The sequence below is a fragment of the Cryobacterium zhongshanensis genome, from assembly GCF_022760445.1.
In the GTDB taxonomy this organism is placed as follows: domain Bacteria; phylum Actinomycetota; class Actinomycetes; order Actinomycetales; family Microbacteriaceae; genus Cryobacterium; species Cryobacterium algoricola.
Window position 1 is genome coordinate 400,001 of record NZ_JALGAR010000003.1, and the last position, 24,045, is coordinate 424,045.

Genomic DNA, 24,045 nt, shown 5'->3' on the forward strand with positions numbered 1-24,045 from the left:
AGGATGGAGCCGAGAATACGGCAGCGTCGCAACGGAACAAATCCGGCCCGTAACAATTAGAGTCGTGTGAGGAATTCGGCACAGGAAACGAAGCGGAGCAGCTGTGAACACTGGAATTGTCGTCATTGATATCCAGAAGGACTACTTCCCCGGGGGTGCGTACCCCCTCACCGGCAGCGAACCCGCTGCTGTCGTCGCCCGGAGCGTCCTCGACTCGGCGCGTGAGATCGGCACGCCCGTCGTGCACTTCCAGCACGTCGCCACCGAAGCGGATGCGACGTTCTTCGTCCCCGGCACCGTGGGAGTCGAAATCCATCCCCTGGTAGCGCCGGTTGCCTCGGAGCGCCAGTTCACCAAGGGCTCAGCCAACGCTTTTATAGACACCGGCCTCGAGGAGCTGCTGCGCGACGAGGATATCGACCATCTCGTTATCATGGGCATGATGAGCAGCATGTGCATCGATGCGACCACCAGGGCCGCCCTCGATCTCGACTTCGCCGTCACCGTCGTGCACAACGCCTGCGCAGCCCCCTCCTTCGAGTTCGAGGGCACCGAGGTTCCCGGGGCATCCGTGCACGCCGCCTTCATGGCCGCCCTCCGCGATGCCGGTGCCGACGTGCTCGCGGCGGCCGACCTCGACCTCGAGCTGCTCCCGGCTCGCTAGCGGCGGAAGCGCCCGGTCGCGGCGCCGTGTTGGATCGCGTGTTGACGTTCCGGTGAGGACCTGGTGCGCGCGGTGTCGGTTCTGTGGTGCCGAATTCAGGAGATCGGCCCGGGTGAGCGACACCGGTCCGCGGACCAGTGCGGCCGATCCCACCCGGCGGCAGGGATCTCCTGAATTCGACACCAGAACTGCTCGAATCTCCTGGGGCTACGGCGTGAGGCCCAGGGTGTCACGCAGGGTCGCACCGGGTTCGTACTCGGTGCGGTAGACGCCGCGCTCCTGCAGTTCGGGGATGACCCGGTCGACGAACTCGTCGAGTCCCGTCGGATTCGTGTGGCCCACGATGACGAAGCCGTCCGACGCTTCCTCCTGCACGTGCCGGTTGATCTGCTCGGCGACCTGCACCGGGGTGCCGACAAAGGTGTGCTTCGCGGCGAAGCGGATGACCAGGTCACGAATACTGAGCCCCTCGGCTTCCGCGATCCCGCGCCAGGTCTTCGCCACCGCAACCGGGTCGACGACATGGCGCACCCGTCCACGGGTGACGCCCTTGTCGGCGAGGACGGGGTCGATCTCCGGCAGCGGTCCATCGGGGTCGTAGCCGCCCAGGTCGGTGCCCCAGAGCTGCTCGAGGAACGAGATCGCGGTCTGGGGGCTGACCTGCAGGAGCGCGACTTCGCGGGAGCGTTCCCGCGCCTCGGCTGCGGTGTCGCCGAGGATGAAGGTCGCGGCCGGCAGGATCTTGAGCGAATCGGGGTGGCGGCCCACGGCCGGCAGACGGCCCTTCACGTCGCGGAAGAACCGCTGCCCGTCCTCGAATTCGGAATGCAGGGAGAAGATCACTTCCGCGTTCGCCGACGCGAAGTCACGGCCGTCTGCCGAGTCTCCGGCCTGCACGATCACGGGGTGGCCCTGCGGGCTGCGCGGCAGGGTGCCGAACCCGCTCACGTCGAACTGCGCACCGTGGTGGTCGACCGCCGTGAGCGCGTCGGCGGAGAGGAACTCCCCCGTCTTCTTGTTCGCGGCGGGGGCGCCGGGCGCCCAGCCGTCCCACAGCGCGCGGGCGACCGCGACGAACTCCTCGGCGCGCACGTAGCGGTCCTTCGGGTCGAGGAAGGCACCGCGGCGGAAGTTCTCGCCGTGGAAGGCGTCCGAGGTGGTGACGATGTTCCACCCGGCCCGCCCACCACTCAGCAGGTCGAGGCTCGCGAGCTGCCGGGCGAGTTCGTACGGTTCGTTGAAGGTCGAGCTGAGGGTTCCGACGAGTCCGATGTGCTCGGTCACGGCGGCGATCCCGGCCAGGATCGCGAGGGTGTTGGGCCGCCCGACGACGTCGAGGTCGTGGATGAGCCCCTTCTGCTCCCGCAGCCTGAGCCCCTCGGCGAGGAAGAGGAAGTCGAACTTGCCGCGCTCGGCGTTCTGAGCGAAGTGCCGGAAGGAGGAGAAGGCGATCTGGCTCTCGGCTTTGCCGTCGCTCCAGACCGAGGTGTTGTTGACCCCCGGGAAGTGCGCGGCAAGGTGGACCTGCCGGAGCGGGCGCCCTGCGGCGTCCCGGGCGGTCGGCTGGGCGATCGGGTGGACGGTCGTACTGGCGGTCGTGGTCATCAGCGGATGCTTCCGGTCAGGTCGAGCTCTACGGTGGAGTCTGCGGCGGGGTCGGCTTCACTGTCTGCCGCGGCGGTGCCGCGGGCCGCGGGAGCGGTAGGGCTCGCATAGCGGCTCTCCGGGCGGCCGAATCCGAGTCGGGCGCGGAGGGTCGCCGCCCCGATCGGACGGTCGAGGACGCCGGCTGCACGCAGCAGCGGAACGACGCGCTCGGTGATCGCGGTGAGATCGTCCGGCAGCCGCGCCGGCCGTAGCCTGATTCCGTCGATGCCGAGTGAGTGCCAGTGCAGGAGCTGGGCGGCGACGGCCTCAGCGGTGTCGGCGAGGATGACCGTGTCGGAGGTCCAGGGCTCCCCGTGGGTGGCATTGAGCCGGTCGAGGGTCGCGCGGGCGGCATCCGCCGTCTCTCCGATCAGAACTGAGATCTCGGTCCAGACCCGCAGCGGTTCGTCCGTCCCGCGCGACACGTCCTGGGCCGCCGTGTCGAGCTGCCCGAGGATGGCCACGAGGTGCGCGTCGTCGTGCGGGGTGATTCCGACGATGTCTGCCCCGGCCACGGCGAGTTCGTACGGCACCTTTTGGTGGGCGAGCGCGTAGACGAGCGGCTGGCCCTGCGGCGGTCGCGGGGTGATCGACGGCCCCTTGACGGTGAACCGGTCGCCCACGAAGTCGATGTAGTGCAGCTTGTCGCGGTCGACGAATCGGCCCGTCTCCACATCGCGGATCACGGCGTCGTCCTCCCAGCTGTCCCAGAGCCGGCGGGCGACCTCGACGGCCTCGCGTGCTTCGCCGAAGAGGTCCTCGAGCAGGGCAGTCTGCGCGGGATCGGTGCCCCGGGCGACGAGGGCGGGATCGAGGGCCGGCAGAGTGCGGCGGCCGACATGCGCCGCCTCATGGGCGCGCCCGGAGACCTGCACGCGCCAGCCCGCCCGGCCGTCGCTCACGAAGTCGAGGGTCTGCACGCCCGTCGCCACGTGGAATGGTTCGGTGTGCGTCGTGGTGATCGTCGGGATGAGACCGATCGTGCTCGTGTGCGGCGCGATGGCGGTGGCGAGAAGGAGCGCGTCGAGCCGGCCGCGCACCTCGTCGCGGCGGGGGTCGATCCCGCCGAAGCCGGTGCTCTGCAGGCCGAAGGAATCCTCGATCGTGACCAGGTCGATGCCGGCCGCCTCCGCGGCCCGCACAAGAGCGACCCAGTAGTCGAGATGGAACAGGTCTGCGGGGCGGGCGTCCGGCTCGCGCCAGGCCGACGGGTGCCAGCCGGCACCGTCGAGGGCGATTCCCAAGTAGAGCGGCGATGTCATCGAGAAGATCCTTTCGTCTGCGTTTCTTCTGCGCGAACGTCCGCGCGGACACCCACGCTATGCACGAGGTCGCTCCCTCAGGACACCGGAAAGTAACACGAGGTCACGGGCGAAATCTGCGGTAACAAACGAGAGGGACGACGGGAATAGCTGCCTAATCTGTGATTTCCCGTCCGGCCCAGAGCGGCCGGACCCACCGATCGACAAGGAGCCACCGACGTGTCCCGCTACATCGCACTACGCCTGCTGCAGGCGATCGGCGTGCTCTGGGCGGCGTATACCGTCTCCTTCCTGGTGCTCTACGCCCTGCCGGGTGACCCTGCCCGGCTCCTCGCCGGCCCAGACGCGACCGACGTGACCGCAGCCCAGCTGGATACCCTCCGCGCCCAGTTCGGACTCGACAAGCCGCTCGTCGTCCAGTATGTCGAGCACCTTGGCGCCCTGTTGCGCGGCGACCTCGGCACGTCCCTTCCGACGGGACGACCGGTCGCCGAGCTCATCGGCGAGGCCATCCCGTCCACGCTGCAGATCGCCGCCCTCGGCCTGCTCCTCGCCGTGATCGTCGGCGGCGGGCTCGCCCTCGCCGCGACCTTCACCCGGCATCGCGGACTCGGCCAGCTCCTGCTGGCGCTGCCGCCGATCGGCGTCGCCGTTCCCGGCTTCTGGTTCGCCCTGTTGCTGATCCAGTGGTTCTCCTTCGGGATCCCGTTGTTCCCCGCCGTGGGAAACCAGAGTTTCGCATCCGTCGTGCTGCCGGCGATCACCCTCGCCCTGCCCACCGGTGCGACGATCGCCCAGCTGCTCTCCAAGAGCCTCGTGACGACGCTCCGCGAACCCTATATCGACACGGCCTGGGCCAAGGGAGCCGGGCCCGGTCGGGTTCACCTCCGCCATGCCCTCCGGAACGCCGCCCTGCCGGCGTTGACCGTCACGGGCCTCATCGTCGGGCAGCTGCTCTCCGGGACAGTGGTCACCGAGACCGTGTTCTCGAGGCCCGGTCTCGGCCGGGTCACGGCCACGGCCGTCGCCCAGCAGGACATCCCCGTGGTGCAGGGCATTGTGCTCTTCGCCGCCGCCGTCTTCGTCGTGACCAACCTGCTCGTCGACCTCGTCTACCCCCTGCTCGATCCGAGAATCGTCATCCGCAAGCGGCGTCTGCCCCGCGTACGCGTGGCCGCAACGGCCGGAGCCTCCCGATGACCGACACAACCGCGCTCGCTGCAGAGTCCGCACGCGCATCGACCGGCCGGGGTACCGCGCACGACGACACCTTCGCGACGACGTCGGCCGACCGGTTCGCGGATGCTGCGGCGAGCCGGGAAGCCGGATCGATCGTCGAAAAGCCGTCGGCGCCCACGGCCGCCGACGGTCGCACCGGACGGGTCAGGCGCCTCCTCGCCACCGGGGTGCAGCATCCGGGGACCGCCCTCGCCGCGGTGTGGATTGTGCTCGTCCTGGTGTCCACTGTCGCACCGGGTCTCTTCACGAGCCAGGATCCACTCGTCGGCGTTCCCTCCGAGAAGCTCACCGGGCCGTCCCCGGCACACTGGTTCGGCACAGACCAGCTCGGTCGCGACCTCTTCACCCGGGTCGTCTTCGGCAGTGCGCTCACCCTCCAGGCCGCCCTGATCGCGGTCGGGATCGGCCTCGCCGTCGGGTCCGTGCTCGGGCTGCTCGCCGGCTTCGTAGGGCGCTGGGTCGACGACGTCGTGATGCGCATCGCGGACGTGCTGCTCGCGATTCCGAGCCTGCTGCTCTCCCTCGCCCTCATCACCGTCCTCGGCTTCGGCACCGTGAATGTCGCGATCGCGGTCGGCCTCGGCAGCGTCGCGACGGTTTCCCGGATCATGCGTTCCGAAGTGATCCGGGTGCGGAACGCCGTCTACATCGAGGCGGCCTTCGCCTCCGGCAACCGCTGGTCCCGCGTGCTGGTCCGGCACGTGCTGCCGAACTCCGCCGGCCCGGTGCTCGTGCTCGCCGCCCTCGAATTCGGAACGGCGATCCTCGCCGTGTCGGCCCTCAGCTTCCTCGGGTACGGCGCCCAGCCGCCCGCACCGGAGTGGGGGTCGCTCATTGCCACCGGCCGCAACTTCCTCACCACCGCCTGGTGGCTCACCACCCTGCCCGGCGTCGTGATCGCACTCACCGTGCTCTCCGCCAACGCGCTCTCCCGGGCACTCGACTCCGAAGGACGGCGCGTCCGATGACCCCGCAGACTCCACAAGAACCGGTCCTCGTGATCGAGGACCTCGCCGTGCAGTACCGAACGCCCACGGGTGTCGTCGACGCCGTCCGCACCGTGAGCCTCCGGATCGAGCGCGGCGAGAAGGTCGCCATCGTCGGAGAATCCGGCTCTGGAAAGTCGACAACGGCCCACGCCGTCGTGCAGTTGCTCGCACCCGCCGCCCGGATCGCGCGCGGCAGCATCCGCTTCGGCGGCATCGACCTCGTCCACGCGAGCCGTGGCGAGCTGCGCGCCATACGCGGCCGACGCATCGGGCTCGTGCCGCAGGACCCGACGGTTTCGCTCAACCCGGTCACCCGGATCGGCGCGCAGGTCGCCGAGGTGCTCGTGATCCACGGCCTCGCCGATCGGCGCACGGCAGCGGCGGCCGCCGTCGAGGCGCTCCGCCGGGCAGGACTGCCCGACCCGGAGCTGCACACCCGGCAGTTCCCGCACGAGCTCTCCGGGGGCATGCGCCAACGGGTGCTCATCGCGATCGCGATCATCGCCGGGCCCGAGCTGATCATCGCGGATGAGCCGACGAGCGCCCTCGACGTCACCATCCAGCGGCAGATCCTCGACCACATCGACGAGCTCGCCGCGGAGACAGGCACGAGCGTCCTCCTGATCACCCACGACCTCGGCATCGCAGCCGACCGGGCCGACCGGATCATCGTGATGAACCAGGGTGTGATCGTCGAGGAGGGCACGACCGCCGAGGTGCTCGGTGCGCCGAAGCACCCGTACACGCAGGCCCTGATCCGGGCGGCGCCGAGTCTCAACGCCCTCGGAGACGTCGACCGGGTGCTCGACCGGCTCCCGAAGGAGACCCGGGTGCGGGTCTTCGGCGGCCGCGCAGGGGACCCGTTCACCGTGCGGGACCGGTCGAAGGGTCCACTCGCCACCGACCCCGCCGGAGCCACGGACGAGTCCCCCGCGAGCACCGTGCTCGTCGCAGAGAACCTGGTGAAGGACTTCGCGCTCCCGCACGGCGGTGGTGTCGCCCATGCGGTCGCGAACGTGAGCTTCGCGGTACCCCGTGGCCAGACGTTCGCCCTCGTCGGCGAATCCGGTTCAGGGAAGACGACGACCGCGCGGTTGGCGCTCCGCCTCGACGACGTCACGAGCGGGCGGGTGCTCTTCGACGGGCGGGACGTGACGGATGCCCGGGGCCGCGAACTGCGGGACCTGCGCCGGAGGATCCAGGTCGTGCACCAGAACCCGTACGCGTCGCTGAATCCGCGGCTGAGCATCCGTGCCATCATCAGCGACCCCCTCGTGGCGTACGGGCTCGGCGACCGGACGGAACGGCGCACGCGTGCGGCGGAACTCGTCGACGTCGTGGCGCTGCCCTCCTCCGTGCTCGATCGCCGGCCGGCGGAACTGTCCGGCGGGCAGCGGCAACGCGTCGCGATCGCCCGTGCCCTCGCCCTCAACCCCGAACTCCTCGTGCTCGACGAACCCGTCTCCGCACTCGACGTCTCCATCCAGGCCCAGATCCTCGGCCTCCTCGCGAGCCTGCAGGACTCGCTCGGCCTGAGCTACCTGTTCATCTCGCACGACCTCGCCGTGGTGCGTCAGATCGCCCATCGAGTGGGCGTGATGCGCCTCGGCGAGCTCGTCGAAGTCGGCGACGTCGGCACGGTCTTCGCCGACCCGCAGCACGAGTACACCCGTGCACTGCTCGACGCGATCCCCGGGGCCGGGGCTCCCGTGGTCCAGCCCGGGTGACCCGCGCTGCTTTCTTCCACTCAATCCTTTCCGTCCGACCGAACACCCATCTCTCACAGCCAGGAGAACACCACACCATGAGTACCCGACCCTGGGGGCGCACCGCCCTCATCGGCACGGCCGTCTTCGTCGGCATCGCGCTCAGCGCCTGCTCGGCGAACGGACAGTCCGCCACCACAGCCAGCCCCACCGCCGCGACACCCGTTGTCGGCGGAGACCTGACCTTCTCGATCGCGAACGACCCGATCTCGCTCAACCCCTCGGGGACGGGTTCGGGCAACGACACCCTGTATGTCACCCGTCAGCTTGTCGACTCACTCCTGTATCAGAACCCGAAGACGAACGAGCTCGAACCCTGGCTCGCCACGAGCTGGACCGCCAACGCCGACGCGACGGCGTTCACCTTCGTGCTCCGCGATGGCGTCACGTTCTCCGACGGCACCCCGCTCACCGCGGCTGCAGTGAAGGCGACCTTCGACGACATCGTCGCTGCGGGCCCCAAGAGCCAGGCCGTCAGCTCCTTCGTCGGCTACCGGCAGACGCTCGCCGTCGATGCGCACACGGTCGAGGTGGACTTCTCCACACCGAACGCCGCGTTCCCGAACTCGACGGCGTCCGTCGCCCTCGGGATCGTCGGCGCGTCGACGATCGCGACCCCGTACGACGACCGGGCTACCGGAAAGGCCGTCGTCGGCACGGGTCCGTTCGTGCTCGCGAGCTACACGAAGAACGTCGCCACGAAACTCGCCAAGCGCACCGGCTACGCCTGGAGCCCCGAAGCTCCCGGCGCCACCGGCGAGGCGTACCTCGACACGGTCACCTTCCAGGTCGTGCCGGAACCTGCCGTACGCACCGGCAGCCTGACCTCCGGCCAGGTGGATGTCATCGGCGGAGTGCAGCCGGTCGACGTCGACTCGATCGCCGCGAGCGGATTCCCGCTCATCGACCGCGGCAACCCGGGCGTGAGCTTCGGCGAGTACTTCAACGTATCCCGGCCGATCGTGAGCGACATCGCCGTGCGCGAGGCGATCGCCCACGCAACGAACGCGGCAGAGATCCGCGATACCGCGCTCAACGACACATTCGCCGTTGGCACGAGCATCCTCGCGAAGACCACGCCCGGCTGGGCCGACGAATCCAGCTACTTCGCTTTCGACACCGCGAAGGCAAGCAGCCTGCTCGACGCCGCCGGTTGGAAGGCGGGAGCAGACGGCATCCGCGCCAAGGACGGGACCAGGCTCTCGCTCGTCGTCAACTGGATCACCAACTTCGGACCCAACCAGACCTCCCTGGAACTGCTCCAGCAGCAGCTCAAGAAGGTCGGCATCGAGATCACCCTTCAGGGCGGCGACGTGCCGTCCTTCCTCGAACGACAGAAGAGCGGTGATTTCGACATCTCCTGGCAGAACCTCTCCCGGGCCGACGGCGACGTCCTGCGCACGACCTTCTCGAGCGCGGCCAGCAACACCCTCCGGATCAGCGATCCGACCCTCGAGGCCCTGCTCCAGAAGCAGCTCGCCTCCGGTGATGCCACTGCCCGGAATACCGTCCTTGCGGACATCCAGAAGCGCATCGCCGAGCAGTACTACCAGATCCCCGTGCACGAACTCACGTCGATCATTGCCGAGCAGCCGACCGTCAACGGGGTCTCGCTCGGTGCGGACTCCCGGCTCGACCAGCTGACCGCGGCGTGGAAGTCGGCGACGAACTAGTGCCGTGCCGGCGGGGTCCGAGGGACTCGGGCCCCACCGGCTGCTCCCGGCCTAGATGCCGAGGAGCTTGGCCTTGGCCGCAGAGAACTCGGCCTCACTGATCACACCGGCGGTCTTGAGGGTCGCGAGTCGTTCGATTTGGGCAGACAGGCTGTCGTCCTCCGCGGCCGCAGGTGGCGGTGGCGGTGCGTACTGCGCCTGCTGCGCCTGCTGCTGAGCGGCCTGCTGGCCCGCTGCGGATTGGGCCTGGGCCTGCTGGCGCCGGCTGACGTTGCCGGAGACCGCGGTAGCCGTGCCTGCGATCACGGCGGTCCGTGCCATTGTCCCCATCAGGCCGGGTCGGCCACCTCGACGCATCATCGTCTTCCTTTCATCGTGTTCCGAGTCCTGTTCCGAGTCCTGGTGCGTGGCTGTCAGTCGGTGTCTGCCCCGGGCGCGTCCATCGCCAGGAGCACCTCGTCGACGACCGAATCCGGCACGTGCACGTCTTCGAGCAGGACTCCTCCGGAGTCAACGATCGCGTCACGCAACGGCTTGAACCAGGTGTGCTCGAAGACGAGGATTGCCGCCGAGCTGTTGTTCTCGAGGTCGGCAGACAACTCGTCGACGTCGTCGTCCGAGAGGAGTCCGTCGACTCCCTCGAAGAGAGCGGCGAGGGCCGACACGGCCGCATCCTCGGTCACGCCGAGTTCGTCGAACTCCACGAGGCTGACTTCGCCGGTTTCATCCTTCGAGACGAGCAGCGCATCGATGATGCTGATCGTGTTCGCGTCGACGAGATCGGAAAGCGCTGGAACTATCTGTCCGTTGAATTTGTTTCCCGGGAACGCAACCACGAGCACTTCGATTGGGCCAAGCACGGTGTCTCCTTCGCTCGTCGTCACGACCTCGTCGCCGCAACGCTCTATCAGAACAGTGGGGACACTAATCCGGTTCGGTGCGGGCATCAAGGTGCCCGGCGGCCTGGCCTGCCCGGCCGCGCCAGACGTGAACTACTCCCGGCGAAACGGCCCTTTCCGGCAAACTCCGGTCGCGCTATGGTCGGGCTGCCGGCGAGTTCGCCCGGCCCTGGAGCGGATAGTGTGCTCGGTTCGCCCTCCTCTGATCCACCTGTCCTGACACCGCAAGAACACAGAAGAGCACCTGAGGCAAGGAGAATCTCATGTTTGCGAATTTCTGGGATATCGTCTGGTTCTTCTTCTGGAGTTTCGCGTTCATCGCCTATCTCATGGTGTTGTTCTCGATCGTCGCGGACATCTTCCGGGACCACACACTCAATGGCGGGGCCAAGGCGGTCTGGCTGATCTTCCTCATCTTCGTTCCGTTCCTGACCGCCCTGGTCTACCTGATCGCGCGGGGCCCGGACATGGCCAGGCGTCAGGAGGAACGGGCACAGCAGGTTCAGGCGTACACAGACGATTACGTCAGGTCCGTCGCGTCCTCCGCGAGCCCCTCGGCCGAGATCGCGAAAGCGAAAGAACTCCTCGACAGCGGCTCGATCACGGCGGCCGAGTTCGAGGCGCTCAAGGCGAAGGCGCTCAAGTAACGCACAATGTCCTGTCGAACGGCGCTTTCGGGATGGGAGACGGCGGCTCCTAGACTGGGAAGATGGACGCCTCGAGCACTGTGAAGACACCGCCGATTCTGACCCTGACCGTCAATCCGGCCCTCGATGTGAGCACCTCGACGGCCCAGGTGACCAGTGAGCACAAGCTGCGGTGCAGCGCGACGCGCATCGATCCGGGCGGCGGCGGCATCAACGTGGCCAGGGTCATCCGTCGACTCGGTGGAACCGCCCTCTCGCTCTACGCTGCGGGAGGTCCCACCGGTGAGGCGTACCGCCAGCTGATCGCCGCCGAGGGGCTTCCAACCGTCATGGTTCCCATCCACGAGAGCACCCGCCAGAGTTTCACCGTCGACGAAACGGCCACCGGCAAGCAGTTCCGGTTTGTCCTGCAGGGGCCCGAATTCACCGAAACGGAGTGGACGGCGTGCCTCGACACGCTCGCCGCCACGATGCCGGTCGGCGGCTATATCGTCGCGAGCGGGAGCCTGCCGCCGGGTGTCCCCGACGACTTCTATGCGCGCGTCGCCCGCCTCGCCCGCTCCAGCGGGGCACGGTGCATCGTGGATGCCTCCGGAGCGGCCCTGACCGCAGCACTCGCCGAAGGCGTCTTCCTGGTCAAGCCGAGCCTGCGCGAGCTCGAGACATACGCCGGCGTGACGCTCGATACGCCGGAGAGCCAGGCGGATGCCGCGGCGCGGCTCGTCGCCTCCGGTGCGGCCGAGCACGTGGCCCTGACCCTCGGTGGGGCCGGAGCCGTCCTCGCCTCCGCGAGCGGAGTCATCCGGTCTGACGTTCCGAAGGTGACGGTGATCAGCACCGTCGGTGCCGGGGACAGTTTTGTCGCCGCCTTCGTGCTGCGACTCGCCCAGGGCCGAACGCCAGCAGAGGCCTTCCGTGCCGGCGTCGCGGCCGGGAGTGCAACGGCTTCGACCCCCGCAACCGAACTGTGCCACCGGGAGGACGTCGAACGCCTCGAGGCCGAGCTCGCCGCCCGGGCCTGAGCGGGCCGGGCGGCGGATGGCCTGCGCGAAGCAGACCTTCGCGAAGAAGACCTACGCGAAGAAGATCGGGTCGAACTCGCGGAGGGTGTTGCCGGCCTTGGGTGCCTCGGTCAGGAACACGTTGAAGCCGTAGGGCAGGGGCGCGTCGTCGTCGTCGATGAACCAGAGGTCGGTGACGCGGTAGGCCACGCCGCCGGTGTAGATTCCGTCCCCGATTTCGGGAAGCGTGTCGCCGTCGGCGATCTCGAGGAATTCCTTGTTCGGCAAGACATAAGTGGTCGGTACGGTCTGTTCTTCATCCATGGTTCGAGCTTACCGGGACTGGATTTGGGGACGACAGCGGGGTGATGTACGAGTAGCCGGTGCTGGTGTTCTTGGTCATCGACAGCACGAGCTCCATGTGCGGTTCGAGGGCGGTGACCTTGTCGAGCGGCGAGCCGACGATGAGCTGGAAGCCGAGTCCCTTCCAGGCGGCCACGGCACGGCCGGCGAACTCGGAGTCCGACTTCACGAAGCCCTCGTCGAGGAAGACCGGCGCGAACCGCGGGCGGGTGCGGCTCTCGTCGCCGAGCTGGAAACGCAGGGCCGCGCCGACGACGAACGCGACGAGCTCCTGGGATTCTCCACCGCTCTTGCCGCCGAGCGAGGAATAGGTGCTCACTTCGACGCCGTCGGGCGTGGAACGGACCGCGGTGATCTCCACGTGCTTCCGCACGTCGAGCAGGAGGTCCCGCTGCGACTCCGTGCGCGTCCCCGGCTCCGGTCGGCGAATCTGGGCCATGAAGTTGTGCAGCCGGGTGAACCGGGCCTCGGTTTCCTCGTCGGTGAAGTCCTCCGTCGACCCGGAGGCGAGAACCTTGAGCTCCTTGCGGAACGCAGTGGCGTCGTCGCGGTGCAGGCGGCGCAGTGCGATCTTCAGGCGGTCTCGACCGGCCCCGAACGGCAGGGTCGCGAGGATCTCGTTGATCGGACGGAGCCGGTCCTCGATCTCCTCGATGGCGGTGTTGAACGCCGCCGTGAGCGGCACGAGGTCCTGCCCGCTCCACGCAGACAGCCGACGCTTCCATTCCTGGCGCCGCTCGTGCAGGCCGAGCGTGTACACGGCGTCGAGGATGTCACGATAGCTCGTGTACGACTCGAGCGAGGTGCCGATGTTCGGGTCGGGCCACCGGCCCTGGAACGTCTCGAAGATGCGCACCAGCGAGTCCCGGGCACTCGCGGCGCTCTCCCTGTCGTGCGCGGACTGCTCGGTGAGGCGCTCGCGCAGCCGTCGCACGCCGCCCTCGAGCGCCGCCAGATCGCCCTGGTCTCCGACGAGGGCGAATTGTTCGGTGAGGTGCGCGGAGTGCTCCTCGGAGAGGGTGGCCGTCCGGTCACGTTCGATCCGGTCGAGCATGCCGGAGACGGCGTCCTGACGGTCGACGATCCGCGCCTGCTCCGCGGCAAGACGCTCGGCCGTCCCGTCGGCCGAGTGCTTGAGCTTCTGGGCGGTCTCGAGCTCGGAGGAGAAGCGTTCCTCCTCGGCTTTGAGGGCACGAAGGATGTCGCTGCCCGCGAGGACACGATCCGATTCGGCTTCCTTCTCCGCGATCCTGGCCTCGGCGCCGGCCACATCGATCGATAGCCAGGTGGTGTCGACGACGTACTGGTGGGCGCCTCGCCTGCGGCGGAGGTCGGCGATGCGGTTTCCCACTTCGGCGGCATCCCGGGCGAATGCCTCGGCCGCGCCGGTCAGCTGGGCGCGTTCTGCCACGATCTCGGCGAGGCGACCGGTGTTCGAGAAGCCGATGATCGGCGCCTGGCCCTTGTTCCAGCCGTGTGCCCCGCGCTTGCCATTGCGGGTCTGCCCGGTCGGGGTGACCCGCGGGCCGTCTCCGGCCAGGTCGGTGGGGTCCGCGACGCAGAGCGCGTCGAGGCTCGGCGCGCTGACCCGGTCCTGGACCCAGCCGCTGAAGGGCGAATCCTGGTAGACGAGCTTGCCGGACACGAAGCGGGAGTCGCCGGTGCGGGGCCGGTGCGCCCGGAGTGCGACGCCTTCGAAGTGGATGCGCACGGGAATCTGCAACGGATCGATCGCGGCGCTGAGCGCGCGCAACCGCGTCTCGTCGACGAGCATGACGCGCACCACGGACGACAGGGTGACCTCGGCGGCCTGGCGCCAGGCCTCCTCGCCGGAGGCGAGGTCGACGAGTTCGGCGACGAAGGGCAGCTCCTCCGCGGGAATCCCCGAGGCTTCCGCGATCATCAGCCGGGCATTGTGCAGGTGCTGGGGAACCAGGTTCTCGCGTCCCGCGAGGAAGTCGTGCTCCTGACCCAGGGTCCTGAGCTGTTCCTCGACGGGGAAGGCGTTCCGCTGCAGGGTCGTGCGCTCGGCCTCGAGGTCACGCTCCGCCCCGGAGAACCCGGTGAGGAAGCGTTCCGCGTCGTTCTGCACGAGGGTGAATTCGGCGGCGGAACCGGTGAACGGGTCGAGGGTCTTGGTGCGGTCGTCGAACTTCGCGCGCTCGGCGGCAACGTCGTCGCGCTGGTCTCGCAGCAGGCCGATCTCGTTCTGCAGGCTGACGAGCACGTCACCGCCGTTGTCGCGCTGCTGGTGCTGGACCTCGGCGACGCGGGACTTGAGCTCGGTCTCGGCGTTCCTGGCACGGGTGAGCTCGACCTGGTTGTCACGGCGACGGATGCGATTCGTGTCGGCGGCGCCCTCGAGCAGTCCCTGCTCGGTGAGGAGCTGCCAGAGCACGAACGGGGTGTCACCGGTGCGATGGACCCCGAAGGTGTCGATCAGGTCGGCCTTCTCCGCCGCGGTCTCGTACTCCCGGTGCAGGTCGGGGATCCGTTCGAGGACCTTTGCTTTCTGGGCCTCGGTCAGCATGGCCCCATAGGACCTTTCGAGGTCCTCGAAGTGATCGACGGCCTTGTCGGCCGCCGCGTAGGTGGCCGGCTCTTCGAGGACCATCGACTTGTAGAGCCCGTCGACCGTCTTGACCTGCTGTCCGGCCTGGATCCGCGCGAGGAGCCGCAGCGCCTTGCCGCCCTCGCCGTTGGCGCCGATTCCGAGCCGGGTGTAGAGGGTCTGGGCGAACGCCGCGTAGGTGTCGAAGACATCCAGGTCGGGGAACCGGGTCCGGAGCGCTCGCTTGTCGAAGCGCGCCTCGGTGACGTCGGCGAGGTCGCGCAGGTCCAGGCGCCCGTCCTGGGTGGCCATCTTCATCGTGATGTCCGCGAACCGGGTCGCGCCCCGCGGCACGAAATAGGCGCGCAGCACGGTGAACCGGCGGCCGTTGTCGTCGACGAAGGTCATGGCGACCGCGCCCCAGGTCGCGTCGTGCGCGCCGCGGAGGACCTGGTCCTGCATCTCCCCGGTACCGGCCTCACGGTTGGAGTCGGTCTTGCCCCTGAGGTAGGTCATCAGGTTGCGCTGGTCGAGGCTCCGGGCCCTGCCGGACCCCGCGTCGTTGGAGGCGCCGTTGAACGGGGTGTCCGACGGCATCATCAGGGCGAGGTAGGCGTCGAGCAGGCTGCTCTTACCGGTCCCGGACGCCCCGGAGAGCAGGGTCGCCGAGGGGGCGAAGGTGATCTCGTGGTGGCCCTGGAAGCCTCCCCAGTTGACCATCTGGAACAGTTCGGCGCGCCACTGCGTCGTGCCCTCCGTGGATCCGTCGATGTAGAAGAGCGGGGAATCGCTCATGAGATCGCCTCCAGTTCGGGGTCCAGCTCATCGGGCGCAGGCGCGACCTCGGCGGGGGCATCCGCTGCGTTCTGCTCGACGAGCCATTCGTGCAGTTCGGCGAGCCGTTCGAGTGGAAGCAGCACCTCGATCACGGCGGAGATGCGGAAACGGTCCGGATCGCTCGTCTTGAGCAGCACCCGCGCCTTGGCGAGGCTGTCGACGGCGGCGCTCGCCTTGCGGGCATCGCCGTACCGGTCCATCGAGAACTCGGGGCGGAAGTGCGCGACGTTCTCCACGAGGTTGTCGCGATCGACGAGGACGATGTCCTGGCCGTTGGCACGCTCGCTGCGGAACCGCTGGCGCAGCAGCACGAGCAGGATCGTCTCCTCGCGCGTGTACGCGACGTCGTGCAGGAGGGTCGGGAAGCGCTCGCCCGCCTCGGAGACGGCCTGCCGTTTGAACGCGACCTGATAGTGCAGGTCGATGTGCAGGTCGAGGAACATGTCGTTGAGGCGTGATTTGAGCAGCCGCTGCGAGTCGAGCAGGGTGCGCCATTCCGCGGGCTGCAGCGCGGCGGAGATGTAACGGTGCTTCATCAGGAGCACGAGGGTGCGGCGCTGTTCCACGGTGAGGCCGCCCTCGTCGCCTTCGAAGAGGGAGAAACTTGCGGGCTCATCGTCGATGGCGGCGTCGATCCCGGCGCCGGAGTCACCGTCCACGCCGTCGTCGTCGCGGTCGAGGTCATCGCGGTCGAGGTCGTCTGTCCACTCGTCAGTCATGATCAGTTCCATAGTTCAGGGCGGCCAGGGCCGCGGTTTCGTCGTCGTTCAGGATGATCCGGGGAACCGTGAAGGTGCGCCGGCTGCCGTCGGGCCGCACGGTCTCGAAGCTCTCCACCTGCTGCGCGCGGCTGAGCGCATCGACCTGGGTCGCGATCTGCAGCATGCCGAGGATCTCGACCGGGCGCCGCAGGGCGGGTTCGAGGCCGTTGAAGGCCGCTCCGACGGATGACTCGCCGTCTGTCCCGCGGAACGTCACGAGGGCGTCCCGCATCCGTTCGAGCATCGGTCCGCCCTGTCGGCGCATCTCGTCGAGGCTCGGCGGCTCGGGGGCGTACTCCGACACGTCCTCGAGGTCCGGCGGCGGCCGGTGACCCAGCGGATCGTAGAACCGTTCGCGGAGGTGTTCCACGTCGAGGATGCCGGGCATGAGTTCCGCGGTCACCGTCGACCGGGGTCCCGCGGTCTCCATCCAGATCGCGAGTTCCTTGTTGATTTCCCGAAGCAGCCGTTCGAGTTCGCGGTCCTTGACCACGTCGTGGTTGACGATGTGCTCGCGGAGGGTGGTCGTGAGGCCGTTCCGCTGGGTCAGCACGTCGTCGATGCCCTTGCGGATCAATCCGACGGTGCCGAGGAAGGTGCGTCGCTCCGCGGTGGTCAGCTTGGCGGCGAAGGGGTGGTCGAGGATCGCCTCGAGGTCGTTCTTGACATCGGAGAGCAGCGCGTCATTGCGCAGCAGTGTGAAGGCGCCCTCGAAGGCGCGGCCTTCCGCGGTCGCCGACATCAGGGCATCCGTCTTGGCGAGGTATTCGTCGAGGACCTCGCCGATGGGGCGCTCCTCACCGCGGAAGTCGCTCACGATCTGGCGGTGCATGGCCGCGACCGATTCCTCGACGCGTTTGAAGTCGCTCGGGAGTTGCATGATCAGGTCGACGAGGTTCGCGTATCCCTCGTGCATCTGCTCGTCGGAGGCGGTGGCGATCTCGCCGCCGCCCTGCAGGCGGTCGCGTTCGGCGGTGTTCTCCGCAATCTGCTGGTCGAGCCTGCGGATCCGCTCGTCCCGGTCCGGGTTGGCCTGGGTCGCGCGGTGGCGGACGCTGTCGACGATGGTGGTGAGGCGGGACTCGCTGATCAGGGCGCGGTCCCGGGAGAGGCTGTCGACGAGGAGGAGCGCTTCGAGGGCGTGCGAAGTGAGCGAGTACTGCTCCTCACCGTTCTCCCCGGTCTCGCGGTAGAGCCACAGGTCGTTCATCCATTGCACGCAGAGGGCGCGGCCGTTCTTGCCGGGCACCTCGCTCCCGACGGACCGGAGGTCGGCGAGGTAGGCGTCGACCTGCGAGTGCAGGCGGTCGGCCTGCACGCTCCGCCGGTCGCGGCTGAACGCCGATTTGAAGACGGCGAGGACAAACGGCGCCCACTTGCGATCGAGCAAGCGCAGCGTGGGTTTGTCGAAGGCCTCGCGCACGCGCGCCAGTTCACCCGCAATTTCGCTCACAGTGGCAGTTCCCTTCCCGGACCCCTTCAACCGTAACGGGCGGGAGGATCGGTTCTGTGCAGTGGGCCGGTCGTCCGGGCCGGCGTAGGGCCGATCCCGGGGCCCGGTCAGGGACTGAGGGTGGAGCCGCCCCAGTGCTCCCCCGGCCGTCCGCGCCTGCGGAGGCGCACGGTCAGGTGCAGCTCATTGCGGTGCGCGAGGATCAGGGCGATGACCACCGCGGCGAGCGCGGGAACGAGGCCGGATACGAGCATCCCGGTGTCCGGGCCGAATGACTCGACGATCCAGCCCATCAGGGGTCCTCCGATCGCCTGGCCGCCGAGCAGCACGAGCACCCAGACCGACATGACGCGCCCGCGCACCCGCACGTTCGACGACATCTGCACGAGGGGGTTGCCCGCCGTGAAGAAGAACTGGTTGGCGACGCCCGTGACGATGAGAGCGGCCCCGAAGGTGATCTCCGTGGGCATCAGGCCGGAACTCGCCTGGATCAGTGCCCAGACTCCGCCGCTGACGATGACCGTGCGCAAGCGGATGTTGGCCCGACGGGTCGAGGCGAGCGCGCCCGCGACCGCGCCGACGGCGATCAGGGTGTTGAACAGGCCGTAGCCGCCTGCACCTACCTTGTAGACGTGGTCGGCGTATGCGGCGAGGAGCACCGGCATGTTGAGGGAGAAGACGGAGAGGAACGCGAGCATCACGATCGGCCAGAGGATGGTCGGCTTCGAGACCACGTAGCGGAGGCCCTCGACGAGCTGCCCCTTCTGCCGCGGCGCCGTCGGCGTGCGGTAGAGCGCCGAGGCGTCGAGCCGGGTCAGGGCGAGGACGGTCAGCAGGCATGCTGCGGCGTTGATACCGAATGACCAGCCGGACCCGACCGCGACGATCAGGACTCCGCTGATGGCCGGCCCGATCAGCGCGCCCAGCTGGAAGACCGTCGAGTTCACGGTGATCGCGTTACGGAGGTAGCGCGGACCGACGATCTCGTTCACGAAGACCTGGCGGGTGGGGTTGTCGATCACGGTGACGAGTCCGACCAGGAAGGCGATCGCCCAGACCTGCCACACCTGCACGGTGTTGGTGAGGGTGAGCACCGCGAGGACCGCGCTGAGCAGGGCGGCAGCCGACTGGGTGAGCATGAGCAGCATCCGCTTCGAATAGCGGTCGACGATCACGCCTCCGAAGAGGCCGAAGGCGAGCATCGGCGCGAACTGCATCGTGACGGTCACCCCGACGGCTGCGACGCTGCCGGTCAGTTGCAGCACGAGCCAGTCCTGGGCGATGCGCTGCATCCAAGTGCCGGTCATGGCCACCGCGTTGGACGCGGTGAACAGGCGGAAGTTCGGGACGCTCAGGGAATCGAGGGTCTGGCGCCACGGGCGGGGGCCTTCGTTCACCGGAATCGGGGTGGTCGGCGGGAAAAGATCCGCTGGTGAAGTCAAGTAATGCCCTGCGTCTACCCACGATCGAAAATCGATCGGGTCTCTCCCCACGGTACGCTCCCTTGCGGCGCGTGGCGCACCACGAAAGGTCGAGCCCCACCGACAGGCGGTGGGATCAGGCCGGGAGCAGGCCGCTCGCGTCGACGAGGAGGGCCGCCGCCTTGTCCCAGAGCAGGGAGTGTCCGCGTTCACACGCGCCGTCGAGCTGAGTGCCGCTGAGCGCGCGGAACAACGGCTCGTCCCGGCGGATGAAACCGATCACCTGGTCGCGGAACCGGATCTCCTGCAGGCTGTCATCCTCACACCGTACGACGATGAGGGGGATCGTCCTGATCGCGTCGTCCCGGGAAATCAGGCGAAGGGACAGGGACGCGACAGCGGGAGTGCGGCGGCGGGTGGTTTCTACTGCGTGGTGCGACATCAGATCTCCGGCTCTCACGACAGTCGGCCGGGGCTGCCGGTGACCCCGGGCAGCTCGTGGAACCTTCTGACTCGTGGCCGACATTAACTCCACCGCCTGCCGGAATCGGATAGTCCCCTCTTAGGAGGACCTTCCGGGCCGTCGCCTACGGAGAACCGACGGCGCCGGGATCGTCAGACGGTCGCGCCGTTCATTGCTCCGGCGGTCAGCTCGACCGAGTGCAGGCGCGCCTCGATGTCCCGCGAGGCATGGGCGATGATCAGTTCGTCGGCCTGGGTCGAGGCGACGAAATCGTCGAGGAAGACCCGCACGTCGGTGGGATCGCCGACGGCGGAGTAGCGCATCATGTTCGCGATCCGCTGCCCTTCCGCCGTAGTCAGGAAGGCGTCGACCTGCTGGTCGGTGTACTCCGGCGACGCCGGACCGCGGGTGAGCATGCCGCGCACCCGGTTGCGGCGGGTCTCCTCGAACTGCCGGATGGCATCCGCCCGGTCGTCTGCGGCGATCACGTTCACCCCGACGATCACGTGCGGCGCCGCCAGCTGCTCCGAAGGCGTGAAGTCGCGACGGTACAGCGCGATGGCCTCATGCAGGGCGTCCGGCGCGAAGTGGGAGGCGAAGGCGTACGGCAGGCCGAGCGCGGCGGCGAGGCCTGCCCCGAACAGCGAGGAGCCGAGGATGTAGAGCGGGACGTTCGTGCCTGCGCCGGGAATGGCCTGCACCCCGGGCACGATCGACTCGCCGCGGAGGTAGGCCTGCAACTCCATCACGTCTTCGGGGAACTGGTCGGAGGCGCGGGGGTCGCGGCGCATCGCCCGTGCGGTGGTCTGGTCGCTGCCGGGGGCGCGGCCGAGGCCCAGGTCGATCCGCCCGGGGTAGAGCTCGGCAAGGGTGCCGAACTGTTCGGCGATGGTGAGCGGAGAGTGGTTGGGCAGCATCACGCCGCCCGCGCCGAGCCGGATGGTCGAGGTCTGGCCCGCGACGTGGCCGATGAGGACGCTCGTGGCCGAGGACGCGATCGTCGGCATGTTGTGGTGTTCGGCGTACCAGACGCGGGTGTAGCCATGCTTCTCGGCGGTCTGCGCGAGTCGCACGCTTCCCGCGAAGCTCTCCCGAGCGGTCTGCCCGGGTGCGATCGGGGCGAGGTCAAGAATGGACAGCGAAACAGTCATACTGTGGGCAACCACGCGGGGGTGCGAAACGATACCCGCACCATCGTGCAGACTTGCAGAATGCCGAAAACTCCCGTGGCCGCCGAGCCCAGAACACTCAACACGGATGTCGCCCCGCGCCATTCGGCCGTGGAGGACGTTCTCGGAATCCTCACCGGCACCCTCCTCGCCTCGTTCGGGCTGTTCCTGCTCAAGGCGAGCGCGGCGGTGACCGGCGGTACGGCGGGACTCGCGCTCCTGCTGAGTTACGCCGTTCCCGTTCCCTTCGGGGTGTTCTTCTTCGCGATCAACGTGCCGTTCTTCGCCCTCGCCCTGTGGAAGAAGGGCTGGAACTTCACGCTGCGCACCGTCGTCGCGGTCGCGCTCGTCTCCGCGTTCTCGTCCCTGCACCCGTATGCCCTCGGGATCGAGCACCTCAATCCGATCTACGGCGTGCTGTTCGGCAACCTCGTGATCGGGGTCGGACTCATCGTCTTGTTCCGCCACAAGGCCAGCCTGGGCGGGTTCAACATCCTCGCCCTGCTACTGCAGGAGCGCCTCGGCTGGCGTGCCGGGTACGTGCAGATGGTGTTCGACGTGACCGTCGTCGTCGCTGCGATCACGGTCGTCTCCCCCGTGAACGTCGCCCTCTCGGCCGCGGGCGCGATCGTGCTCAACCTCGTGCTCGCCCTCAACCACCGGCCCGGACGGTACCTCGGCACCTGAGCCGCGGCATCCGCTGCACGCGGCCGGGCTCCGCTCGGCAGAGTGCCGCTCTACCCGGCTTCGCTCGCGTCCTACTCCGGCTCGCCGATCGTGCGTACGACCCTGGCCGGGTTGCCGACGGCGATGACCCCGGCCGGCACGTCTTTGGTGACGACGGACCCGGCCCCGATCACGCTGCCGTCACCGATCGTGACCCCGGGGCACACGACGACGTTGCCGCCGAGCCAGACATCGTTGCCGATGTGGATCGGCAGCACGCGCTCGTAGCCCGCGCGTCGCTCGTCGACGTCGAGCGCGTGGATCGGCGTGTAGAGCCGGGCGCTCGGCCCGATCAGCACGTTGTTCCCGATCGTGATCTCACCGCCGCCCAGGGTGAGGAAGTCACCGTTGATGAAGGTATCCCTGCCGATGTGCAGGCGGGAGCCGTAGTCGAGGTACATCGGCGGCCGGAAGTCGAGGTTCTCCCCCGCCGTACCGAGCATGCCCGTCAGTAAGGCGTATGCGGCGTCCCTGTCCTCGTCGTAGAGGGCCGTGATGCGCCGGCAGGTGCGCTGGGTGCTGTTCGTCATTTCGGCGAGCTCGGGGCCGGACCGGTAGCGATACCAGTCCCCCGCGACCATCTTGTCGAATTCGGAGCGGTCGGGATCGGGGGTCGGTCGTTCGGTGAGGTCCACGCGATCAATCCTAAACCGCGCGGTCCGCTTTTGTTCTCGAAAACAACAAAGTCAGCGGCGAGCACGGTCCCCCTCAGAGCAGCGGCAGCACCTGCTCGCGCACCTGCCTGCGCAGGATCTTGCCGAGCATCGACCGGGGCATGTCGTCGATCTGCACGATGCGGCGCGGGATCTTGTATGCGGCGAGCAGCTCGCGGCAGTGTGCGCGCAGGGCCTCCTGGTCGAGCGTCGCGCCGGGCTCGAGCTCCACGGCCGCGACGACCATCTCCCCGCCGCGCTCGAGCGGCTTGCCGAAGACCGCGGCGTCCTTGACGGAGGCGTGCAGGCGCAGCGCCGTCTCCACCTCGGTGGGTGAGACGTTGAACCCTCCGGTGATGACGAGCTCCTTGGCCCGGTCGACGATGGTCGTGAAGCCGTCCGCGTCGACGGTGACGATGTCGCCGGTGCGGAGCCAGCCTCCCGGCAGGAGCGCCTTCCTGGTTTCCTCGGGATTGTTCCAGTAACCCTGGAAGACCTGCGGGCCCTTGAGCAGCAGCTCCCCCGGCTCTCCCTGTGCCACTTCGATGCTCGGGTCGTCGAGGTCGACGACCTTCATCAGGGTCGAGGGGAACGGCACCCCGATCGTGCCGGGACGGCGGGTCGAGTAGAACGGATTGCCGAGCGCGACCGGGGAGGATTCGGTCATTCCGTAGCCCTCGACGAGGAGCCCGCCGGAGACCGATTCCCAGAGTTCGACGACGTGCGCGGGCAGGTTCATCGCCCCGGAGATGCAGTACCTGCAGGAACGCAGCGAGACGCCCTGCTCCTGCGCTGCCCGGGCGGTGCGCTCGTAGATCGGCGGAACGGCGCAGTAGACGGTGGCGGGTGACTTCTTCATCGCGGCGAGGATCAGGCCGGGCTCGAACTTGGGGAACAGCACGAGCAGGGCCTGCTTGCGGATGCCGTAGGTCAGGTAGAGCGTCATGCCGAAGGCGTGGAACATCGGCAGGATCGCGTAGAAGATCTCCTTGCGGTACTCGGCGCCGTGCATCCACGCCTCGCCCTGGAGCGCGTTCGAATAGAGGTTGAAGTGGGTGAGCATCGCACCCTTGGGGCGTCCGGTGGTCCCTGACGTGTACTGGATGGCGGCGAGGTCGTCGACCGACGGATGCGGGTGCTCGGGATCGATGCGACCGTGCGTGAGCAGGTCCTTCCAGGCGATCGTGCCCGGCGCGGAACCGGTGAGCGCCTCGCGGGACTCACGCAGGCTCTTGACCGGCAGGTACAGGGCGAGGCGCTTGATCGTCGGGAACGCCATCAGCAGGTTGACCGAGACGATGTGATCGATCTCGATGTCGGCCGGGAAGGCACGGATGGCCGCAACCGTCTTGTCCCACGCGATCACGATGCGGGCCTGGTGGTCTTCGAACTGGTGGCGGAGTTCCCGCGAGGTGTAGAGCGGGTTGTGCTCGACCACGACCGCACCGAGGCGCAGCACCGCGTAGAACGCGACGACGTGCTGCGGGCAGTTCGGGAGCAGGAGCGCGACCCGGTCGCCGGCCCGGACGCCGAGGTGGCGGAGTCCTTCTGCGGCACGGTCGACCTGTTCGCCGAGTTCGGCGTACGTCGTCCTCCGCCCGAAGAACTCGAGGGCGGGGTGGTCGCCCGCCTCGGCGACGGAGTGTTCGAGCATCGCGACGAGCGACTCCGTCGGAAGGTCGATTTCGGCAGGAACCCCCGGTTGGTAGTTCTTTACCCAGGGCGCGTTTTCCGTGTTCGGCATGGGGACATCATCCCGCGAAGCGCTCGCCTACGCCGCGCGACACGAGGCTCGGGCTCGGGATCGCCGCCGCTACCGAATCGGCAGCCGGCACCCGAAACGGCGGTGGCCGCCTGCCGA

At 68.4% G+C, this 24,045-nt stretch carries 21 protein-coding genes; 8 read left to right on the forward strand and 13 right to left on the reverse strand.

Going from position 1 to position 24,045, the window contains the following annotated elements:
- Positions 1-103 precede the first annotated feature (103 nt).
- Positions 104-664: a cysteine hydrolase family protein gene (locus tag MQH31_RS13470; protein ID WP_243012456.1), complete on the forward strand. Its 561-nt coding sequence runs from the start codon at positions 104-106 to the stop codon at positions 662-664.
- Between the two features lie 207 nt (positions 665-871).
- Here MQH31_RS13470 and MQH31_RS13475 read toward each other — a convergent pair whose 3' ends face one another.
- Positions 872-2,269: an NtaA/DmoA family FMN-dependent monooxygenase gene (locus MQH31_RS13475; protein WP_243012457.1), complete on the reverse strand. Its 1,398-nt coding sequence runs from the start codon at positions 2,267-2,269 to the stop codon at positions 872-874.
- Positions 2,269-3,573: an LLM class flavin-dependent oxidoreductase gene (locus tag MQH31_RS13480; protein ID WP_243012458.1), complete on the reverse strand. Its 1,305-nt coding sequence runs from the start codon at positions 3,571-3,573 to the stop codon at positions 2,269-2,271. Before MQH31_RS13480 ends, MQH31_RS13475 begins: the two co-directional genes overlap by 1 nt.
- A gap of 219 nt (positions 3,574-3,792) precedes the next feature.
- On the opposite strand from MQH31_RS13480, the gene MQH31_RS13485 reads away from it, so the two are divergent.
- The 4 genes from MQH31_RS13485 to MQH31_RS13500 all read left to right on the forward strand — a co-directional run bounded on the left by MQH31_RS13485 (position 3,793) and on the right by MQH31_RS13500 (position 9,240).
- Positions 3,793-4,773, forward strand: coding sequence for an ABC transporter permease (locus MQH31_RS13485; protein WP_243012459.1), 981 nt, complete (start codon positions 3,793-3,795; stop codon positions 4,771-4,773).
- Entirely contained in the window at positions 4,770-5,780 is a 1,011-nt protein-coding gene (locus tag MQH31_RS13490; protein WP_243012460.1) for an ABC transporter permease, read from the forward strand. The genes MQH31_RS13485 and MQH31_RS13490 overlap by 4 nt, the downstream gene beginning before the upstream one ends.
- Positions 5,777-7,528, forward strand: a complete 1,752-nt coding sequence (locus MQH31_RS13495) for a dipeptide ABC transporter ATP-binding protein (RefSeq protein ID WP_243012461.1) — start codon at positions 5,777-5,779, stop codon at positions 7,526-7,528. Before MQH31_RS13490 ends, MQH31_RS13495 begins: the two co-directional genes overlap by 4 nt.
- Before the next feature lie 77 nt (positions 7,529-7,605).
- A complete protein-coding gene (locus tag MQH31_RS13500) occupies positions 7,606-9,240 on the forward strand; it encodes an ABC transporter substrate-binding protein (RefSeq protein WP_243012462.1) in 1,635 nt (544 codons plus the stop codon).
- A gap of 51 nt (positions 9,241-9,291) precedes the next feature.
- On the opposite strand, the gene MQH31_RS13505 is transcribed toward MQH31_RS13500, so the two are convergent.
- Both MQH31_RS13505 and MQH31_RS13510 read right to left on the reverse strand, forming a co-directional pair.
- Positions 9,292-9,561, reverse strand: coding sequence for an SHOCT domain-containing protein (locus tag MQH31_RS13505; RefSeq protein ID WP_243012463.1), 270 nt, complete (start codon positions 9,559-9,561; stop codon positions 9,292-9,294).
- A 92-nt stretch (positions 9,562-9,653) separates the two neighbouring features.
- Complete coding sequence (locus MQH31_RS13510; RefSeq protein WP_243012464.1) at positions 9,654-10,100, reverse strand: DUF6325 family protein; 447 nt, start codon at positions 10,098-10,100, stop codon at positions 9,654-9,656.
- A gap of 302 nt (positions 10,101-10,402) precedes the next feature.
- Here MQH31_RS13510 and MQH31_RS13515 point away from each other — a divergent pair, with 302 nt between their 5' ends.
- Together MQH31_RS13515 and MQH31_RS13520 are read left to right on the forward strand one after the other, a co-directional pair.
- Entirely contained in the window at positions 10,403-10,786 is a 384-nt protein-coding gene (locus MQH31_RS13515) for an SHOCT domain-containing protein (RefSeq protein WP_243012465.1), read from the forward strand.
- Positions 10,787-10,848: 62 nt separating this feature from the next.
- The gene (locus tag MQH31_RS13520) at positions 10,849-11,808 is read left to right on the forward strand and encodes a 1-phosphofructokinase family hexose kinase (RefSeq protein ID WP_243012466.1); all 960 of its coding nucleotides are present in this window, start codon (positions 10,849-10,851) and stop codon (positions 11,806-11,808) included.
- 51 nt (positions 11,809-11,859) lie between these two features.
- Here MQH31_RS13520 and MQH31_RS13525 read toward each other — a convergent pair whose 3' ends face one another.
- The 7 genes from MQH31_RS13525 to MQH31_RS13555 all read right to left on the reverse strand — a co-directional run bounded on the left by MQH31_RS13525 (position 11,860) and on the right by MQH31_RS13555 (position 20,787).
- A complete protein-coding gene (locus MQH31_RS13525) occupies positions 11,860-12,111 on the reverse strand; it encodes a hypothetical protein (protein ID WP_134536249.1) in 252 nt (83 codons plus the stop codon).
- The gene (locus tag MQH31_RS13530) at positions 12,104-15,496 is read right to left on the reverse strand and encodes an ATP-binding protein (RefSeq protein WP_243012467.1); all 3,393 of its coding nucleotides are present in this window, start codon (positions 15,494-15,496) and stop codon (positions 12,104-12,106) included. The genes MQH31_RS13525 and MQH31_RS13530 overlap by 8 nt, the downstream gene beginning before the upstream one ends.
- Entirely contained in the window at positions 15,493-16,257 is a 765-nt protein-coding gene (locus tag MQH31_RS13535; protein ID WP_243012468.1) for a DUF4194 domain-containing protein, read from the reverse strand. The genes MQH31_RS13530 and MQH31_RS13535 overlap by 4 nt, the downstream gene beginning before the upstream one ends.
- On the reverse strand, positions 16,250-17,752 hold the full coding sequence (locus MQH31_RS13540) for a DUF3375 domain-containing protein (RefSeq protein WP_243012469.1): 1,503 nt from the start codon (positions 17,750-17,752) through the stop codon (positions 16,250-16,252). The genes MQH31_RS13535 and MQH31_RS13540 overlap by 8 nt, the downstream gene beginning before the upstream one ends.
- A 107-nt stretch (positions 17,753-17,859) precedes the next feature.
- Entirely contained in the window at positions 17,860-19,155 is a 1,296-nt protein-coding gene (locus MQH31_RS13545; protein WP_372488160.1) for an MFS transporter, read from the reverse strand.
- A gap of 154 nt (positions 19,156-19,309) precedes the next feature.
- Positions 19,310-19,615 carry a hypothetical protein gene (locus MQH31_RS13550; protein ID WP_134536236.1) on the reverse strand — a complete coding sequence of 102 codons (306 nt, stop codon included), beginning with the start codon at positions 19,613-19,615 and terminating at the stop codon, positions 19,310-19,312.
- 173 nt (positions 19,616-19,788) lie between these two features.
- Complete coding sequence (locus MQH31_RS13555) at positions 19,789-20,787, reverse strand: LLM class flavin-dependent oxidoreductase (RefSeq protein WP_243012470.1); 999 nt, start codon at positions 20,785-20,787, stop codon at positions 19,789-19,791.
- Between the two features lie 60 nt (positions 20,788-20,847).
- Here MQH31_RS13555 and MQH31_RS13560 point away from each other — a divergent pair, with 60 nt between their 5' ends.
- Complete coding sequence (locus MQH31_RS13560; RefSeq protein WP_243012471.1) at positions 20,848-21,492, forward strand: YitT family protein; 645 nt, start codon at positions 20,848-20,850, stop codon at positions 21,490-21,492.
- A 71-nt stretch (positions 21,493-21,563) separates the two neighbouring features.
- Here the strand turns inward: MQH31_RS13560 and MQH31_RS13565 are convergent, their stop codons facing one another.
- Positions 21,564-22,166, reverse strand: coding sequence for a sugar O-acetyltransferase (locus MQH31_RS13565; RefSeq protein ID WP_241976412.1), 603 nt, complete (start codon positions 22,164-22,166; stop codon positions 21,564-21,566).
- Between the two features lie 73 nt (positions 22,167-22,239).
- Positions 22,240-23,928, reverse strand: coding sequence for a long-chain-fatty-acid--CoA ligase (locus MQH31_RS13570; protein ID WP_243012472.1), 1,689 nt, complete (start codon positions 23,926-23,928; stop codon positions 22,240-22,242).
- Between the last annotated feature and the right edge of the window lie 117 nt (positions 23,929-24,045).

What these genes read in the sequence shown, in the direction of transcription:
- MQH31_RS13555 (WP_243012470.1), bottom strand. Translation starts at nt 20,787, where the DNA reads ATGACTGTTTCGCTGTCCATTCTTGACCTCGCCCCGATCGCACCCGGG.
- MQH31_RS13495 (WP_243012461.1), top strand. Translation starts at nt 5,777, where the DNA reads ATGACCCCGCAGACTCCACAAGAACCGGTCCTCGTGATCGAGGACCTC.
- MQH31_RS13475 (WP_243012457.1), bottom strand. Translation starts at nt 2,269, where the DNA reads ATGACCACGACCGCCAGTACGACCGTCCACCCGATCGCCCAGCCGACC.
- MQH31_RS13550 (WP_134536236.1), bottom strand. Translation starts at nt 19,615, where the DNA reads ATGTCGCACCACGCAGTAGAAACCACCCGCCGCCGCACTCCCGCTGTC.
- MQH31_RS13525 (WP_134536249.1), bottom strand. Translation starts at nt 12,111, where the DNA reads ATGGATGAAGAACAGACCGTACCGACCACTTATGTCTTGCCGAACAAG.
- MQH31_RS13520 (WP_243012466.1), top strand. Translation starts at nt 10,849, where the DNA reads ATGGACGCCTCGAGCACTGTGAAGACACCGCCGATTCTGACCCTGACC.
- MQH31_RS13560 (WP_243012471.1), top strand. Translation starts at nt 20,848, where the DNA reads ATGCCGAAAACTCCCGTGGCCGCCGAGCCCAGAACACTCAACACGGAT.
- MQH31_RS13480 (WP_243012458.1), bottom strand. Translation starts at nt 3,573, where the DNA reads ATGACATCGCCGCTCTACTTGGGAATCGCCCTCGACGGTGCCGGCTGG.
- MQH31_RS13530 (WP_243012467.1), bottom strand. Translation starts at nt 15,496, where the DNA reads ATGAGCGATTCCCCGCTCTTCTACATCGACGGATCCACGGAGGGCACG.
- MQH31_RS13535 (WP_243012468.1), bottom strand. Translation starts at nt 16,257, where the DNA reads ATGACTGACGAGTGGACAGACGACCTCGACCGCGATGACCTCGACCGC.
- MQH31_RS13570 (WP_243012472.1), bottom strand. Translation starts at nt 23,928, where the DNA reads ATGCCGAACACGGAAAACGCGCCCTGGGTAAAGAACTACCAACCGGGG.
- MQH31_RS13505 (WP_243012463.1), bottom strand. Translation starts at nt 9,561, where the DNA reads ATGGCACGGACCGCCGTGATCGCAGGCACGGCTACCGCGGTCTCCGGC.
- MQH31_RS13490 (WP_243012460.1), top strand. Translation starts at nt 4,770, where the DNA reads ATGACCGACACAACCGCGCTCGCTGCAGAGTCCGCACGCGCATCGACC.
- MQH31_RS13500 (WP_243012462.1), top strand. Translation starts at nt 7,606, where the DNA reads ATGAGTACCCGACCCTGGGGGCGCACCGCCCTCATCGGCACGGCCGTC.
- MQH31_RS13515 (WP_243012465.1), top strand. Translation starts at nt 10,403, where the DNA reads ATGTTTGCGAATTTCTGGGATATCGTCTGGTTCTTCTTCTGGAGTTTC.